Annotated in this window: 15 protein-coding genes; 8 read left to right on the top strand and 7 right to left on the bottom strand. The window is 69.4% G+C overall.

The annotated features are described in order from the left end of the window. Window positions 1–28: 28 nt before the first annotated feature. Window positions 29–1144: an alanine dehydrogenase gene (gene ald, locus BLW09_RS08885; RefSeq protein ID WP_089911275.1), complete on the bottom strand. Its 1116-nt coding sequence runs from the start codon at window positions 1142–1144 to the stop codon at window positions 29–31. Between the two features lie 386 nt (window positions 1145–1530). Between ald and BLW09_RS08880 the strand changes: the two genes are divergently transcribed. The 4 genes from BLW09_RS08880 to BLW09_RS08865 are packed head-to-tail and all read left to right on the top strand — an operon-like array spanning window position 1531 to window position 5713. Continuing rightward, window positions 1531–2745, top strand: a complete 1215-nt coding sequence (locus BLW09_RS08880) for an ABC transporter substrate-binding protein (RefSeq protein WP_089911270.1) — start codon at window positions 1531–1533, stop codon at window positions 2743–2745. Then, window positions 2745–3944: an ABC transporter ATP-binding protein gene (locus tag BLW09_RS08875; RefSeq protein WP_089911267.1), complete on the top strand. Its 1200-nt coding sequence runs from the start codon at window positions 2745–2747 to the stop codon at window positions 3942–3944. Before BLW09_RS08880 ends, BLW09_RS08875 begins: the two co-directional genes overlap by 1 nt. Further along, entirely contained in the window at window positions 3945–4865 is a 921-nt protein-coding gene (locus BLW09_RS08870; protein ID WP_018190862.1) for an ABC transporter permease, read from the top strand. It begins immediately after the preceding gene. After that, window positions 4862–5713 carry an ABC transporter permease gene (locus tag BLW09_RS08865; protein ID WP_089911264.1) on the top strand — a complete coding sequence of 284 codons (852 nt, stop codon included), beginning with the start codon at window positions 4862–4864 and terminating at the stop codon, window positions 5711–5713. Before BLW09_RS08870 ends, BLW09_RS08865 begins: the two co-directional genes overlap by 4 nt. An 85-nt stretch (window positions 5714–5798) precedes the next feature. On the opposite strand, the gene BLW09_RS08860 is transcribed toward BLW09_RS08865, so the two are convergent. Both BLW09_RS08860 and gabT read right to left on the bottom strand, forming a co-directional pair. Beyond that, window positions 5799–6824, bottom strand: coding sequence for an asparaginase (locus BLW09_RS08860; protein ID WP_089911261.1), 1026 nt, complete (start codon window positions 6822–6824; stop codon window positions 5799–5801). Further along, window positions 6821–8182, bottom strand: a complete 1362-nt coding sequence (gene gabT, locus BLW09_RS08855; protein WP_089911257.1) for a 4-aminobutyrate--2-oxoglutarate transaminase — start codon at window positions 8180–8182, stop codon at window positions 6821–6823. Before gabT ends, BLW09_RS08860 begins: the two co-directional genes overlap by 4 nt. A 37-nt stretch (window positions 8183–8219) precedes the next feature. On the opposite strand from gabT, the gene BLW09_RS08850 reads away from it, so the two are divergent. Further along, window positions 8220–8693: an OsmC family protein gene (locus tag BLW09_RS08850; protein WP_089911254.1), complete on the top strand. Its 474-nt coding sequence runs from the start codon at window positions 8220–8222 to the stop codon at window positions 8691–8693. A 97-nt stretch (window positions 8694–8790) separates the two neighbouring features. On the opposite strand, the gene BLW09_RS08845 is transcribed toward BLW09_RS08850, so the two are convergent. Further along, the gene (locus tag BLW09_RS08845; RefSeq protein WP_089911252.1) at window positions 8791–9018 is read right to left on the bottom strand and encodes a hypothetical protein; all 228 of its coding nucleotides are present in this window, start codon (window positions 9016–9018) and stop codon (window positions 8791–8793) included. Window positions 9019–9085: 67 nt separating this feature from the next. On the opposite strand from BLW09_RS08845, the gene BLW09_RS08840 reads away from it, so the two are divergent. Continuing rightward, a complete protein-coding gene (locus tag BLW09_RS08840) occupies window positions 9086–9559 on the top strand; it encodes a CGNR zinc finger domain-containing protein (protein WP_089911250.1) in 474 nt (157 codons plus the stop codon). Window positions 9560–9566: 7 nt separating this feature from the next. Here BLW09_RS08840 and BLW09_RS08835 read toward each other — a convergent pair whose 3' ends face one another. The 3 genes from BLW09_RS08835 to BLW09_RS08825 all read right to left on the bottom strand — a co-directional run bounded on the left by BLW09_RS08835 (window position 9567) and on the right by BLW09_RS08825 (window position 12241). Next, window positions 9567–10325: a lysophospholipid acyltransferase family protein gene (locus BLW09_RS08835; RefSeq protein ID WP_089911247.1), complete on the bottom strand. Its 759-nt coding sequence runs from the start codon at window positions 10323–10325 to the stop codon at window positions 9567–9569. Window positions 10326–10395: 70 nt separating this feature from the next. Continuing rightward, a complete protein-coding gene (locus BLW09_RS08830; RefSeq protein ID WP_089911245.1) occupies window positions 10396–11253 on the bottom strand; it encodes a hypothetical protein in 858 nt (285 codons plus the stop codon). Between the two features lie 7 nt (window positions 11254–11260). Then, window positions 11261–12241 (bottom strand): FKBP-type peptidyl-prolyl cis-trans isomerase, encoded by a 981-nt coding sequence (locus BLW09_RS08825; protein WP_089911243.1) that lies wholly within the window; start codon window positions 12239–12241, stop codon window positions 11261–11263. Between the two features lie 75 nt (window positions 12242–12316). Here BLW09_RS08825 and BLW09_RS08820 point away from each other — a divergent pair, with 75 nt between their 5' ends. Together BLW09_RS08820 and BLW09_RS08815 are read left to right on the top strand one after the other, a co-directional pair. Further along, window positions 12317–13663 carry an aminotransferase class III-fold pyridoxal phosphate-dependent enzyme gene (locus tag BLW09_RS08820; RefSeq protein ID WP_089911240.1) on the top strand — a complete coding sequence of 449 codons (1347 nt, stop codon included), beginning with the start codon at window positions 12317–12319 and terminating at the stop codon, window positions 13661–13663. Between the two features lie 208 nt (window positions 13664–13871). Continuing rightward, window positions 13872–14966, top strand: a complete 1095-nt coding sequence (locus BLW09_RS08815) for a 1-deoxy-D-xylulose-5-phosphate reductoisomerase (protein WP_089911237.1) — start codon at window positions 13872–13874, stop codon at window positions 14964–14966. Window positions 14967–14980: the final 14 nt, after the last annotated feature.

The raw sequence follows: 14980 nt of genomic DNA, 5'->3' as shown, positions 1-14980 counted from the left end.
GCAGTTTTCGCGTACTCGACGGCGGAGGTCAGGCGAGGGCGTCCGCGATCGAGCTCGCGTCGAGGCCGTGCGCGGAGGCGACGCCCTCGTTCGTGACCTTCCCGTCGTGGACGTTGAGGCCGAGCGCGAGGGACGCATCCGCCCGCAGGGCCTCCTGCCAGCCGCGGTTCGCGATGGCGCGGGCGTAGGGGAGCGTCGCGTTGGTCAGCGCGTACGTGGAGGTGTGGGGGACCGCACCCGGCATGTTCGCAACGCAGTAGAACAGCGACTGGTGCACCGTGAAGGTGGGATCGGCGTGCGTGGTGGGGTGGGAGTCCTCGAAGCAGCCGCCCTGGTCGACGGCGATGTCCACGAGCACGCTGCCCGCCTTCATCCGCGACACCATCTCGTTGGTGACGAGCTTCGGCGCCTTCGCCCCGGGGACCAGCACGGAGCCGATCACGAGATCCGAGGCGACGACCGCCTTGTCGATCTCGAAGCTGTTCGAGGCGATGGTCTTGATCCGGCCGGCGTACAGGGCGTCGAGTTCGCGCAGGCGCTGGATGTTGGTGTCGAGCACCGTGACCTCCGCGCTGAGGCCGACGGCGACCGAGATGGCGTTCGTCCCGGCGACGCCGCCGCCCAGGACGGTCACGACGGCCGGGTGCGTGCCGGGGACGCCGGGGACGAGGAGGCCGGGGCCGCCGTTCGGCTTGAGCATCGTGTTCGCGCCGACGATGGGTGCGAGCCGGCCGGCGACCTCGCTCATCGGGGCGAGCAGGGGGAGCGCGCGGGTCGGCAGCTGCACCGTCTCGTACGCGATGGCGGTCACGCCGCCGTCGATCAGTGCCCGGGTGAGTGCTTCGTCCGCCGCGAGGTGCAGGTAGGTGAAGAGCACGAGGCCCGGCCGGAAGTGGCCGTACTCGCTCTCGATCGGCTCCTTGACCTTGAGGATGAGGTCGCCGGCCGCCCAGGTGGCCGCGGCATCCAGCACGATGGTCGCGCCGGCTCCGGCGTACAGCTCATCCGGGATCGACGACCCGACGCCCGCGCCGGATTCGACGAAGACCTCGTGACCGGCGCCGACCAGGTCGTGCACACCGGCCGGCGTGATCGCCACCCGGAACTCGTTGTTCTTGATCTCGCGGGGGATCGCGACCTTCATGGGGCTCCTTCGACACTTCGACGTGGTGGTTCGCTCTCACCATAGCGGGGTTCACGGAGGATTTCGACTGAATTCTGGATGAAGGAGTGCTGATTTCGCGGACAGGAGCCGTCCTCGCAGACGGTTTCCGCAGCGGGCGCGCAGCGGCGGTGGTCGACGATGCCCGCTCGAGGCGGCAGACCACCCCGTCTGCGGTTTCCCGGGCGATTCGACCGATCCGACACGGATTTCGTAAAGATTGTGTTTCCGAATAGATGATCCGGCCACTTTCTGATGCGGATCGCAACGGTTGTGTGCCAGGATCGGGTCCACCGCGACGGCACATCGGTGTGCCGCCGAAACGCCGTCGCCCGTGGTCCGAGTTCGATCCCCCAAGGAGCACTCCAGTGAAACCGAGCAACCTTCCGCAAGACCCGAAGATCCGCCAGCTCGTGCAATCGGCCCGTGCGTCGCAGCTCACGCGGCGCGGCCTCCTCGCCGGTGCGGGAGCCGGCGCGACGGCCCTCGCCCTCGCCGCCTGCTCCACGGGCGGAGGGAAGAGCAAGCCGACCCCGGCCAAGGACCAGTCGGCGACCGACAAGTCGCTCACCTGGGCGAACTGGCAGGCCTACCTCGACCAGGACGACGCGGGCAAATACCCGACGCTCGAGGCGTTCGAGAAGCAGAGCGGCCTCAAGGTCAAGTACGACGTGGCCGTCGACGACAACAACACCTACTACGCGAAGGTGAAGGACCAGCTCGCCCTCGGCAAGGACATCGGCGCCGACACCGTCTGTCTCACCGACTGGATGATCGCGCGGTGGATCCGCCTCGGCTACGTCCAGACGTTCGACGAGTCCGCGATCCCCAACAAGAAGAACCTGGTGTCGAACCTCCAGAACGTCGATTTCGACCCGGGACGCAAGAAGTCGCTGCCGTGGCAGAGCGGGTTCGCCGGCATCTGCTGGAACAAGGAGAAGCTCCCGGGCGGTCTGAAGTCGGTCGACGACCTCTGGAAGCCCGAGCTCAAGGGCAAGGTCGGCGTGCTCAGCGAGATGCGCGACACGATGGGCCTCATCCTCATGCAGCAGGGCGTCGACATCTCCAAGGACTTCAGCGACGCGGAGTTCGAGAAGGGGATCGAGAAGATCACCAAGGAGGTCAGCGACGGCCAGATCCGCAACATCAAGGGCAACTCGTACCTCAACGACCTCAAGTCGGGCGACACGCTCGCCGCGATCTGCTGGTCGGGCGACATCACCCAGCTGAACGCCGAGGCGGGCGACAACTGGCAGTTCGCCATCCCCGAGGCCGGCGGCACCCTGTGGAGCGACAACTTCGTCATTCCGATCGGCTCGTCGCAGAAGGCCAACGCCGAGAAGCTGATCGACTACTACTACCAGCCCGAGGTCGCCGCCGAGGTCGCCGCCTGGGTGAACTACATCACCCCGGTCGAGGGCGCAAAGGCGGAGGCCGCCAAGATCGACCCGAAGCTCGCGGAGAACCAGCTGATCTTCCCCGACGAGCAGACCCTGTCGAAGGTGAAGATCTTCCGGTCGCTGACCCCGGCCGAGGAGCAGAAGTACCAGGCGGCGTTCCAGAAAGTGATCCTGGGGGCCTGATGCCGAAGGGAGTGTTCGCCGAGTCCGGCGCCGACCTGCGCCTGGAGGGCATCAAGAAGAGGTTCCCCGGCTTCACCGCGATCGAGGAGCTCGACCTGACCATCCCGGCCGGTTCGTTCTTCGCTCTGCTCGGCCCGAGTGGATGCGGCAAGACGACGACCCTGCGCCTGGTCGCCGGCCTGGAGGAGCCGACCGAGGGGCGCATCCTCATCGGCGGTCAGGATGTGACGCGCACCAAGCCGTTCCAGCGGCCGGTGAACACCGTGTTCCAGAGCTACGCGCTGTTCCCGCACATGACCATCCTGGAGAACGTCGCGTTCGGGCTCCGGCGCCGCCGTATCGGCGACCCGGTGGCCAAGGCCCACGAGGCGCTCCGGCTGGTGGAGCTCGACCACCTGGCGGCCCGCCGCCCCGCGCAGCTGTCCGGCGGTCAGCAGCAGCGGGTCGCGCTCGCCCGCGCCGTGGTGAACCGGCCGGCGCTGCTGCTGCTCGACGAACCGCTCGGCGCGCTCGACCTCAAGCTCCGCAGGCAGATGCAGCTGGAGCTGAAGTCCATCCAGACCGAGGTCGGCCTGACCTTCGTCCACGTCACGCACGACCAGGAGGAGGCCATGACGATGGCCGACACCGTCGCCGTGATGAACAAGGGCAGGATCGAGCAGATGGGGTCTCCCGAGATCCTCTACGAGCTGCCCGCGACGGTGTTCGTCGCCAACTTCCTCGGGCAGTCGAACCTGTTCGCCGGCCCCGTGCAGGAGTCGAGCGGCGAGACCATCGGCGTCGACGTCGGCGGGGAGCGCATCCAGGTGCCGACGTCGCGCGCCCAGCGCACCAGCGGCTTCGTCACGGTCGGCGTGCGTCCCGAGAAGCTGACCCTGCACGAGACGCCGGAGACGATCCCGTCCGGAGCCAACCGCCTCGGCCCCGGCCGCGTCACCGACGTCTCGTTCAGCGGCGTGAGCACGCAGTACCTGGTGGACGTGCCCGGCCTCGGGACGATCGTGGTGTTCGCGCAGAACACCACGAGCGGACCCGTCGCCTCCCTCGGCGCCGAGGTCTGGGTTGCGTGGGACGCCGGGCACACCTTCGTGCTCGCCGACGAACCGCCGGCGGACGGCCGGTTCTCCGACGACGCAGACACACAGGCGATCGCCGCGCAGGCGCGCGAGCGGATGCTGACGGAGCTGGAGGAGGCGTAGATGGCCCTCGCCGCGTTCACGGGGGCGCCGCCGACGCAGGATCAGGAGCCTGCGGTCCGCCGCAAGAGCGGCATCGCGCTCGTCCTGCTGCTCCCCGGTGTCCTCTACCTCGTCCTGTTCTTCCTCACGCCGCTCATCTCGCTGATCATCACGTCCTTCCAGGCGCCGGTCGTCGACGGCGACATCGGGCAGTACCAGACCGCGTTCCAGTGGTCCAACTACACCGACTCGCTCGCCGAGTACTGGCCGCAGGTGCTGCGCTCGTTCGTGTACGCGCTGATCGCCACGGCGGCGGCGCTGCTGATCAGCTACCCGCTCGCCTACTTCATCGGCGTGAAGATGCGCGGCCGTCCCGTGCTGCAGAACCTGCTGATGACCCTGGTGATCGCGCCGTTCTTCATCAGCTTCCTGCTGCGGACTCTCGCCTGGAAGGCCATCCTGAGCGACGACGGCTGGATCGCCAGCTCGCTCAAGGCGGTCTCCATCCTCCCGCCGGACGCGCACATCACCGGGACGCCGTTCTCGGTGATCTTCGGTCTGACGTACAACTTCATCCCGTTCATGTGCCTCCCGCTGTACTCGACGCTGGAACGGCTCGACATCCGGCTCCTCGAAGCCGGACAGGACCTGTACGCCAGCCCGTGGACGACGTTCCGCAAGGTCACGGTGCCGCTGTCGATGCCGGGCATCGTCTCGGGGACGCTGCTCACCTTCATCCCCGCGGCCGGCGACTACATCAACGCGTCGCAGGACTTCCTCGGCGCCGCGGACACGTCGATGATCGGAAACGTCATCGAGAGCAACTTCCTAGTGCTGCAGAACTATCCGACGGCGGCGGCGATGTCGGTCGTGCTGATGGCCGTCATCCTGGTGATCGTCGGCGTCTACGTGCGGCGGAGCGGAACGGAGGAGCTGCTGTGACCACGATGGCGACGCCCACCGACACCAGCACGCCGCCGACCGCGGCGAATGGCCGGCGGCGGTACAAGGGGATCGGGCTCGGCGTCTACGCGTTCCTCGCCCTGGCGTTCCTGCTCATCCCGATCGTCTACACGTTCGTGTTCTCGTTCAACGACGCGATCAAGAACAACATCGCCTGGCGCGGGTTCACCCTCCGCAACTGGACGAACGTCTGCGACGCGGCCGGCATCTGCGACGCGTTCATGGCCAGCATCATCATCGGCATCATCTCGACCGTGGTCGCGACGGTGCTCGGCACGATGATCGCGATCGCGCTGATGCGCTACCGGTTCCGCTTCCGGTCGCAGACCAGCCTCCTGCTGTTCCTGCCCATGGCGAGCCCCGAGGTCGTGCTCGGCGCCGGCCTCGCCGCCCAGTTCCTGAGCCTCGGCGTCAACAAGGGCTTCATGACGATCATCATCGCCCACGTGATGTTCTGCATCAGCTTCGTCGTGGTGACGGTGAAGGCGCGCGTCGCGTCGCTCGACCCGGCGCTCGAGGAGGCCGGACGCGATTTGTACGGGTCGCCGAACGCCGTGTTCTGGCGCATCACCTTCCCGTTGCTGCTCCCGGGCATCGCGTCCGCGGCGCTGCTGTCGTTCTCGTTGAGCTTCGACGACTTCATCATCACGAACTTCAACGCGGGGGCGGTGACGACGTTCCCGATGTACATCTACATCGCGGCGTCCCGCGGCATCCCGGCGCAGGCCAACGTGATCGCGAGCGCGGTCTTCATCCTGACGATCCTCGTGGTGCTGATCTCGCAGCTCACGGCCGCCGCCCGAGCGAAGCGTCTCGCCCGCCAATAGCCCGCTCCCCACCGTCGAGTACGCAAAAACTGCACGCTTGTTCCCTCCAAAGCGTGCAGTTTTTGCGTACTCGACGGTGGGTGTCTCAGGCGTAGGAGGCGCGGATTGCGCCCACGGGCTCGCCGCGGCCGAGCACGGCGAGGTCGAGCTTCGGTGCGACCCGGTCGACGTCCTCGTGCGTGAGCGCGCCGGCGTCCGCCAGCAGCCGCAGCGCGACGATGGAGGCGGCGCGCAGGCTGCCGTCGAGCACCTTCAGCGTCACGGTCGTCCCGTCGGGAGCGGCCATGACCATCACGCCCTCCGCTCCGCCCTTGGCGAAGACCCCGAGCTCGTCGATGACGACCGTGTTCGCGCGTCCCGGTCCGTCGATCGCCCAGCCGTCAGCGAGCACCGCGTTCTTGAGCAGCGCGGCGTTGCGGAACAGCGCGAACGGCGATCCCTCCGACGCGGTCGCGATGCGCTGGATGCCGCGGGCCAGGGCGATCAGCGACATCGCGTGCACCGGGGCACCGCATCCGTCGATCCCGGTCGCGACGACCTTCTCGCCCGTGAAGCGCTCGACCGTGTCGCGGATGTGCTGCTGGATGGGATGCTGCGGGTCGAGGTAGCTCTCGGTCGGCCAGCCGTTCACCCGGCAGGCGAGCAGCATCGCGGCGTGCTTGCCCGAGCAGTTCATGTACAGGGGATGCCTGTGCTCGCCCGCGCGGACCAGGTCGTCGCGCGCGGCCGCATCGAGCGGCCAGTCGGCCGGGCAGCGGAGCGCGTCCTCCGTCAGCTGCGCCTGCGCGAGCAGCTTGCGCACCACCGAGAGGTGGGCCGGGGTGCCCGCGTGACTGGCGGTCGCGAGCACAGCGCTCGCTCCCTCCAGCGGCACGCCGGCGCCCATCACGGCCACCGCCTGGAACGGCTTCATGCTCGACCGGGGGAACACCGGTTTGTCCGGCGCTCCGAGGGTGCGGACGACGTCGCCCTCCGGCCCGAGCACGACCGCCGAGCCGGCGTGGCGCGACTCGACGAATCCACTGCGCTCGACGACCGCCAGCTCGACGGCCTCCGCCGTGCTGAACACCGCCGGCGACGCCGTTCCGGGAGTCTGCGGTTCGGCGCTCACAGTGCGGCGATGGCGTCGTCGATCACCGACACGGCGTCGGCGATGAGCTCGTCGGAGACGGCGAGGCTCGGGAGGAAGCGGAGCACGTTGCCCCAGGTGCCCGCGTTCAGGAAGAGGATGCCCTGCTGGGCCGCCGCCTGGATGATCGCATTGACGGCCTCGGGGTTGGGCTCCTTGGTCGTCTGCGCGGTGCCGGGCTTGACGAGCTCGACGGCGATCATCGCGCCGATGCCGCGGACGTCGCCGATGATGTCGTACTTCTGCTGCAGCTTCTCGAGCGCCGGCTTGAGCGCGTTCTCGATGCGCTTGCCCTCGGCGAGGAGGTCGTTGCGCTCGATGGTCTCGAAGACGGCGACGGCGGCCGCCGCGGCGACCGGGTTGCCGCCGAAGGTCCCGCCGAGACCGCCGGGCTGAGCGGAGTCCATGATCTCGGCGCGGCCGGTGACGGCGGCAAGCGGCAGGCCGCCGGCGATGCCCTTTGCGCTGAGGACGAGGTCGGGGACGACCCCGAAGTGCTCGCTGGCGTAGAACGCCCCGGTGCGCGCCATCCCGCTCTGGATCTCATCCGCGATGAAGACGACGCCGTTGGCCGTGCACCATTCCTGCAGGGCGGCGAGGTAGCCGTCGGCGGGGACGATGAAGCCGCCCTCGCCCTGGATCGGCTCGGCGACGAGGCAGGCGAGGTCGGAGGCTCCGACGACCTTCTCGAGGTACGCGATGGTGCGCGCTGCCGCCTCGGCGCCGCTCAGTCCGTCACGGTAGGGGTACGAGTTCGGCGCGTGGTAGACGTCGCCGGCGAACGGGCCGAAGCCGGTCGCGTACGGCATGGCCTTGTAGTTCATGGCCATCGTGAGGTTGGTGCGGCCGTGGTACGCGTGGTCCAGGACGGCGACGGCACGGCGGCCCGTGTGCTTGCGGGCGATCTTGACGCCGTTCTCGACGGCCTCCGCGCCGGAGTTGACCAAAACGGTCTTCTTCGCGTGGTCGCCGGGGGTGTGCTCGGCGAGGAGCTCGGCCACCCGCACGTACTCCTCGTACGGAGTGATCGTGAAGAGCGTGTGGATGACGTCCTGCAGCTGCCCGGCGGCGGCCTCCACGACCGCGGTCTCGGTGTGGCCGACGGTCGTGACCCCGATGCCCGCGCCGAAGTCGACGAACTGATTGCCGTCGACATCCACGAGGATGGCGCCGTTGGCGCGCGCGATGTACACCGGCAGGGCGGAGGAGACGCCGGTCGGCACGACGGCCAGGCGTCGCTGGTGCAGCTCCTGCGACTTGGGGCCGGGTACGGCCGTGACGATGCGGCGTTCTTGTGGAACGGAGTAGACGGGCGCGGGGGTGCTCACGGTGTCAGTCATGGTCTTCCGAGTCTAGCCGCGGTGCGAGAATCGGAGCATGAAGCTCGAGCACGCGTACGCGATCGACCTGCAGTGGACCGGCAACCGCGGGACGGGCACCAGCGGCTACAAGGACTACGGGCGCGACCATGTGGTGAGCGCCGAGGGCAAGCTGCCCATCGAGGGTTCGGCCGACCGCGTTTTCTTCGGCGACCGCGACCGCTGGAACCCGGAGGAGCTGCTGCTCGCCGCGCTCGCCCAGTGCCACATGCTGAGCTACCTCGCGGAGGCGGCGGGCGCCGGGGTGGTGGTCGTCGGATACACCGATGCCGCGACCGGCACCATGGAGCAGACCGGCAACGGGGGCGGCCACTTCACCGAGGTGACCCTGCGCCCGCGCGTGACGATCGAAGATCCTGCGCAGGCCGAGCTCGCCGCATCCCTCCACGCTCCTGCCTCGGAGAAGTGCTTCATCGCCGCGAGCGTGAACTTCCCCGTGCACCACCGCCCCGAGACCCTCACCCTCGCCTGAGCCTCCCGCCCCACCGTCGAGTCCGCGAATTTTGCACGCGGCACGCCGTGGGTGCGTGCAAAGATCGCGGACTCGACGGTGGGGGCGGGGACGAGGGTCAGGCGCAGCCGAGGCGCGGGGCGGGGGCGGCGGGTGCAGCGGGGGTGGCGGCCTGCGGCGGCTCTGCGGCCGCCCAGCGGCGGATCGCCGCGCGCCAGCGGTCGTCGCGCGTGAGCGGGGGCGGCTGGACGACGCCCGAGTCGCGCTGCGCCTGCAGCACAGCCTCCTCGCGCTGGCGCTCTGCGAGATCGGCGACGGAGATGGACCAGAAGAACAACGGATGCATGATAACCACCTATCTGCGTTGACAGGTTACAGGCTACCGTAACCCGCTATTCGGTTACAATGGTTACATGCGTACGAATGCTCCCGAGCTCGGAGCCGAGCTGCTGGTCTCCTTCCTCAACACGCTCGACGTGGAGGACGACGTCGACCAGCTGGCCGACGACGCGGGTCACCGCCGCTGGGCGGCCGAGCACGGCCTGGAGCCGGGCGACCGGACGACCGCCCAGAAAGCCCGGGATGCGCTCCGGGCCGTCGTGGACGGCGATGCCGCCGCCCTCCCGGCCCTCCGGCTCCCGGTCGTCGCCGCACCCGGCTCCGTCGACTTGAGCCCGCGCACCTCCGCGGACGCGGCCGTCGCGAGCGCCCTGGTCCTCAGCGTCCAGGGCAAGCTCGGCCGCGTGAAGCTCTGCGGGGGAGAGGACTGCCGCTGGGCGTTCTACGACGCCTCGCGGAACGGCTCGCGGCAGTGGTGCAGCATGGAGGTGTGCGGCAACCGGCAGAAGGCGCGCACCTACCGCTCGAAGGATCGCGACGGATCCTGACCCGACGCTAGAGGCGCTCGGGCCGCAGCGCGCGCTTGACCCGCTCGACGGTGTTCGCGGGAGGCGCCTCGTTGTACGCGTTGGCGAGCTCTTGCCCGGTGAGCTCGTGGATGGCCGCCATGATCGCATCCGTCGCCTGGCGCCGGGCGCGCCCCGAGTCGGCCGGACCGAAGTGCGACAGGTCGATGGGCGTACCGAATGTGACCGTGATGCGGTGCGGCTTCGGGAAGCGCGCCCCGACCGGCTGCATCTGATTGGTGCCGATCAGCCCGACCGGGACGACGACGGCGCCGGTGGTCAGCGCCAGCCAGCCGATCCCGGTGCGGCCGCGATAGAGCCGGCCGTCGAGCGACCGGGTGCCCTCCGGGTACAGCGCGAACGCGGCACCTGTCTCGATGATCTTGCGGGACTGGTCCAGGGCCTCCTGGGCGGCGGCGCCGGCACCGCGCTTCACACCGACGGCGCCGATCGCGGTGAAGAAGGCGCGGGAGACCCGTCCCTTCAGACCGGTGCCCTCGAAGTAGCTGGACTTCGCGAGGAACTGCACCCGCCGAGGCGCCGTCATCGGGATCACGACCGAGTCGATGAACGACAGATGGTTGCTGGCGAGGATCACCGCTCCGTGCTTGGGCACGTTGCGCTTGCCGATCACCCGCGGCCGGTACACCAGCTTCAGGAGGGGTGCCATCAGGACGCGGCCGAGGAAGTACAGTGCGCCGGGCCTCTTCACCTCGGCGGCACCGTCGTCCGGATCGTCGATGCTCACCTCTCGAGGTTAAGTGCGGCTGTATGCCGACGCAGGCATGTATCGGCCGTCCTCGCCGACGGCGTCCCGGTCACGGCATGATCGGGTTCTTCTCGGGGCAGCCGAAACCCGCGGTGTAGATCAGGCAGCCCTCGACGAACCCCGTGTACCGCACGGCCAGTGGGGTGCCGAACCACGAGGTGTAGATGCGCGAGAAGTTGAGGTTGCCATAGGCCGCGCACGTTCCGCCGTCGCCGCCGAACGAGGTCTTCAGCGTCTGCGCGTTCGGCTGGTACGGCGTGTAGTTGTACAGGTTGGCCGTGGCCTGGTTGAGGATGCTGACGCTGCCGGCGCCGCACGTCGCGTCCGGGTGGTACTGGATGCGGTTTCCGCCCACCTTGTAGCGCCAGTCGCCCGGATGCACGGTGTACTCGCGGAACTGCCAGGCGGCCCGGTAGACCTGGTTGAAGAATCCGAAGTAGCGCGCGTCGCAGTCGGCGGTGTCGGGGCAGCCGTACCCGGTGGCCTTCTGGTAGCCGGACGCGCTGGGCGCGGTGAGCAGGGACTGCTCCTTCTGCAGCAGCACGAGCAGCACCCGCGGGCTGATCGTGCACGCTTTCGCCACCCGCGCGATGATGCTGCTCGCCCGTTCGTTCGCGCGCGCCGGCATGGCCGTGCACCGGTCCTCCGAGGCCTTCTGCGCGGGCGCGTCCATCCGGAAGTCCGACAGGCAGGGCGAGTCGTCCTTCGGGCGGCAGGTGCGGTCTTCGAGGAACGTCTGGATCTGCCCGGCCGTCATCGCATCCGGGTTGTAGAAGCTGTCGTCGCTGATGATGTAGCCCGGATAGAACGGCGTCGGCGGCTCGGCGACCGCGGCAGCGGGCACCAGCGCGAGCGCCACCGCGGCGGCGGAGGCCGCGGCGATCACACGCAGGCGGGGGAGCCGCATGGTCGTCCTAGCGGGTGGTCTTCAGGATGTCGACGACGAACACCATGGTGTCGGTCGCGGTGATCTCGCCGGATCCCTGCGCGCCGTACCCGTCGGCCGGCGGGACGATCGCGATGACCTGCGAGCCGACCTTCTGGCCTTCGAGCGCCTTCTTGAAGCCCGCGACGACGCCGGTCGTCTGGAAGGTAGCGGGTGCGCCGCGGCTCCAGCTGGAGTCGAACATCTTGCCGTTCTTCCACAGCACGCCCTTATACTGCACGGTGACCGTGTCGCCCGGCTGCACCGTCTCGCCGTCGCCCTGCTTGAGCACTGCGACCTTGGTCTCCGTCGGCGGGTCCGCCTTCGGGATGGTGATGTCCGGCTCGCCGGTCTTGGCGTTCAGCTTGACGGTCGGGAAGCCCTCGGTCGGTGCGACGGCTTTGCCGTTCGCGCGCGTCGGCGGCAGGTCGACGACGTCCGCCACGAACACGACGCTGTCCTTGTCGGTGAGGCTGAGCTTGGAGAGGTCGGTGTTGCCGAAGGCGGCCTTCGCCGGGGAGGTCAGGACGACTCGCGATCCGACATGGAGGCACTCGACCGCGCGAACGAGGCCGGGGACGTATGCCTTGTCGTCGACCTGGATCGTCGCGGGGGCGGTCCCGTCGAAGCCCTGCGCGGCCGTGAGCTCCTTGCCGGTGGTGCCGTTGTAGGCGGCGAGCGCGATGTCGACGCTCGACCCTCCCTTCGCCTCGGCGCCCTTGCCGGTGATCACGACGGTGCGTTCCATGTCGGTCGCCTTGAGCGGCGAGGGGATGGTCACCTTCGGCGTCGCGCGGAAGTCGCCCGTCACCTTCACCGACTTCGACGCGTCGCCGGACTTCAGGTTCTGGCAGGCGTTTGCGGCGGGCGTCGATGTCGGCGCCGGTGAACCGGAGCTGCACGCGGCGAGCCCGGAGACGAGCAGGGCCGCCGTCGCGGTGGCGGTCAGGGCCTTGAGAGAGGTACGCACGGTCGTCCATCCTGCCCTATCCGCCTCCGCCGAAGCTGACAGCCGGTCATGGGAGTGCTGGATGCGCCACCTACGATGGACGACATGACCCGCGAATTCTCCGTGCCCCAGTCCCGTCATCTCGTCACCGAGCTGCCCGGCCCGCGCTCGGTCGAACTGCAGCAGCGCCGGGTCGCCGCGGTCAGCCGTGGCGCCGGAACGCTGGCCAACATCTACATGGAGTCCGGGTCCGGCGCGATCCTGGTGGACGTCGACGGCAACCGGCTCATCGACCTCGGGTGCGGGATCGGCGTGACCACGATCGGCCACGCGCATCCCGCCGTCGCCGCGGCCGCCGCAGAGCAGGCCGCCAAGCTGACCCACACGCTCTTCACGGTCACGCCCTACGAGAACTACGTCGCCGTCGCCGAGAAGCTGGCCGAGATCACGCCGGGCGACTTCGAGAAGCACAGCATCCTCGTCAACTCGGGTGCGGAGGCGGTCGAGAACGCCGTCAAGATCGCGCGCAAGTACACGGGCCGTCGCGCGATCGCGACGCTCGACCACGCCTTCCACGGCCGCACCAACCTGACCATGGCGATGACGTACCGCCCCTGGCCGGAGCGCGCGGGCATGGGGCCGTTCCCCGGCGAGATCTACAGCCTCCCGATCAGCTACCCGTTCCGCGACCCCGAGGGGATCACGGGCGAGGAGGCCGCGGAGCGCACGATCGACTACATCCGCACCCACATCGGTGCGACGGAGCTGGCCGCCCTGTTCGTCGAGCCCATCCAGGGCGACGGCGGCATCATCATCCCGGCGCCCGGCTACTTCGCGCGCCTGGCAGAGTTCTGCGCCGAGAACGGCATCGTGTTCGTCGCCGACGAGATCCAGGCAGGGATCGGCCGCACCGGCACGTGGTACTCGATCGAGCACCACGGCGTCGTGCCGGACCTCGTGACCAGCGCGAAGGGCATCGCCGGCGGTTTCCCGCTGGCAGCGGTGACCGGCCGTGCCGAGATCATGGATGCCGTCCAGCCCGGCGGGATCGGCGGCACCTTCGGCGGCAACCCGGTGTCGACCGCTGCCGCCCTCGCGGTGTTCCAGGCGTTCGAGGACGAGGACCTCCTCGCTGAGGCCCGGCGTGTCGAGAAGGCCCTGTGGTCGCGGATCGGCGACTGGGCCGACCGCTTCCCGGTCGTCGGCGAGGTGCGCGGCAAGGGCGCCATGTTCGGCATCGAGCTGGTGGTGCCGGGGACGAAGAAGCCCAACCCCGAAGCCCTCGCCGCGGTGCTCGGCCACGCGACCCGCAACGGCGTCATCCCGCTCGACGCGGGCAGCTGGGACAGCGTGCTCCGACTGCTCCCGTCGGTCGTCATCAGCGAGGAGCTCATCGACGACGCCGCGACGGTGCTCGAGGAGGCGCTCGGCCGGCTCGGCTGAGTCCCGCGGCGTCCGCCGGACGCTGCGGAACGGGGGGAGGCGTACCCGTTCTCCCCGAGGCTGGAAAGGGAGGCGGATCGAGCCGACACGCCGGTCGCGGGCGGTGAATGGAGGAGCCTCGGGCCGTGCCCGTGGCGTGCGTCCTCCGTTTTCGCACGGAGGCGGCTGACCGGGACGCGCGCAGCCCGCCGGCCGCACCGTGCGTACGATGTCCCTCGTGCGCAGAGTCATCATCCTCGGGTCCACCGGCTCCATCGGAACGCAGGCGCTCGACGTCGTCGCGGCGAACCCGGACCGGTTCCGCGTCGTCGGGCTGAGCGCCGGGCGCAATGCGGACGAGCTGGCCGCGCAGGCGGAGCGCTTCGGCGTGGTCGACACCGCGCTGGGCGCCGACGACTCCGAGCTGCTGGTGCGCTCGGTGGAGGCGGATGTCGTCCTGAACGGCATCACCGGCTCCGTCGGACTGGGACCCACCCTGGCGGCGCTCGAGGCGGGCGCGATGCTGGCCCTGGCGAACAAGGAGTCGCTGATCGTCGGCGGGGGACTGGTCAAGCGCGCGGCCGCGCCCGGCCAGATCGTCCCGGTCGACTCCGAGCACTCCGCGATCGCGCAGGCGCTCCGCTCCGGCACCCGCGAGGAGGTCCGGCGGCTCGTGCTCACGGCGTCCGGCGGCCCGTTCCGCGGTCGCTCGCGGGAGTCCTTGCGCGATGTGACCCCGCAGCAGGCGCTCGCGCATCCCACCTGGGACATGGGGCTCGTCGTGACGACCAACTCATCCACCCTCGTCAACAAGGGCCTGGAGGTCATCGAGGCGCACCTGCTGTTCGACGTGCCCTACGACCGGATCGACGTGACGGTGCACCCGCAATCCGTCATCCACTCGATGGTCGAGTTCGTCGACGGGTCGACGATCGCGCAGGCGTCGCCGCCCGACATGCGGCTTCCGATCTCGCTCGGTCTCGGCTGGCCCGACCGTGTTCCGGACGTTGGAACCCCGCTCGACTGGACCTCGGCGCACACCTGGTCGTTCGAGCCGCTCGACGACGAGGCGTTCCCCGCCGTGTCGCTGGCGAAGCGGGTCGGGCTGCAGGGCGGGACCTATCCCGCCGTCTTCAACGCCGCCAACGAGCAGGCGGTCGCCGCGTTCCACGCCGGCGCGATCGGCTATCTCGACATCGTGGGCACCGTGGAGCGCGTCGTCGATGCGCACGTGCCGTCAGGGGAGCTCACCCGCGAGTCGCTGGTCGAGACGGAGCGCTGGGCGCGGACCAAGGCCGACGCGCTGATCGCCGCGCGGTCATAGCCGTCACCGAGGCG

It is taken from the genome of Leifsonia sp. 21MFCrub1.1, assembly GCF_900107895.1.
Lineage (GTDB): Bacteria > Actinomycetota > Actinomycetes > Actinomycetales > Microbacteriaceae > Leifsonia > Leifsonia soli.
The sequence above is the reverse complement of the archived record's forward strand: the minus strand, read 5'-3'. Positions and strand labels throughout refer to the sequence as shown.

Excerpts from the sequence above, each read along its gene's own strand:
- ald (WP_089911275.1), bottom strand. The coding sequence starts at position 1,144 with ATGAAGGTCGCGATCCCCCGCGAGATCAAGAACAACGAGTTCCGGGTG.
- BLW09_RS08875 (WP_089911267.1), top strand. The coding sequence starts at position 2,745 with ATGCCGAAGGGAGTGTTCGCCGAGTCCGGCGCCGACCTGCGCCTGGAG.
- BLW09_RS08870 (WP_018190862.1), top strand. The coding sequence starts at position 3,945 with ATGGCCCTCGCCGCGTTCACGGGGGCGCCGCCGACGCAGGATCAGGAG.
- gabT (WP_089911257.1), bottom strand. The coding sequence starts at position 8,182 with ATGACTGACACCGTGAGCACCCCCGCGCCCGTCTACTCCGTTCCACAA.
- BLW09_RS08850 (WP_089911254.1), top strand. The coding sequence starts at position 8,220 with ATGAAGCTCGAGCACGCGTACGCGATCGACCTGCAGTGGACCGGCAAC.
- BLW09_RS08845 (WP_089911252.1), bottom strand. The coding sequence starts at position 9,018 with ATGCATCCGTTGTTCTTCTGGTCCATCTCCGTCGCCGATCTCGCAGAG.
- BLW09_RS08840 (WP_089911250.1), top strand. The coding sequence starts at position 9,086 with ATGCGTACGAATGCTCCCGAGCTCGGAGCCGAGCTGCTGGTCTCCTTC.
- BLW09_RS08830 (WP_089911245.1), bottom strand. The coding sequence starts at position 11,253 with ATGCGGCTCCCCCGCCTGCGTGTGATCGCCGCGGCCTCCGCCGCCGCG.
- BLW09_RS08820 (WP_089911240.1), top strand. The coding sequence starts at position 12,317 with ATGGACGACATGACCCGCGAATTCTCCGTGCCCCAGTCCCGTCATCTC.
- BLW09_RS08815 (WP_089911237.1), top strand. The coding sequence starts at position 13,872 with ATGTCCCTCGTGCGCAGAGTCATCATCCTCGGGTCCACCGGCTCCATC.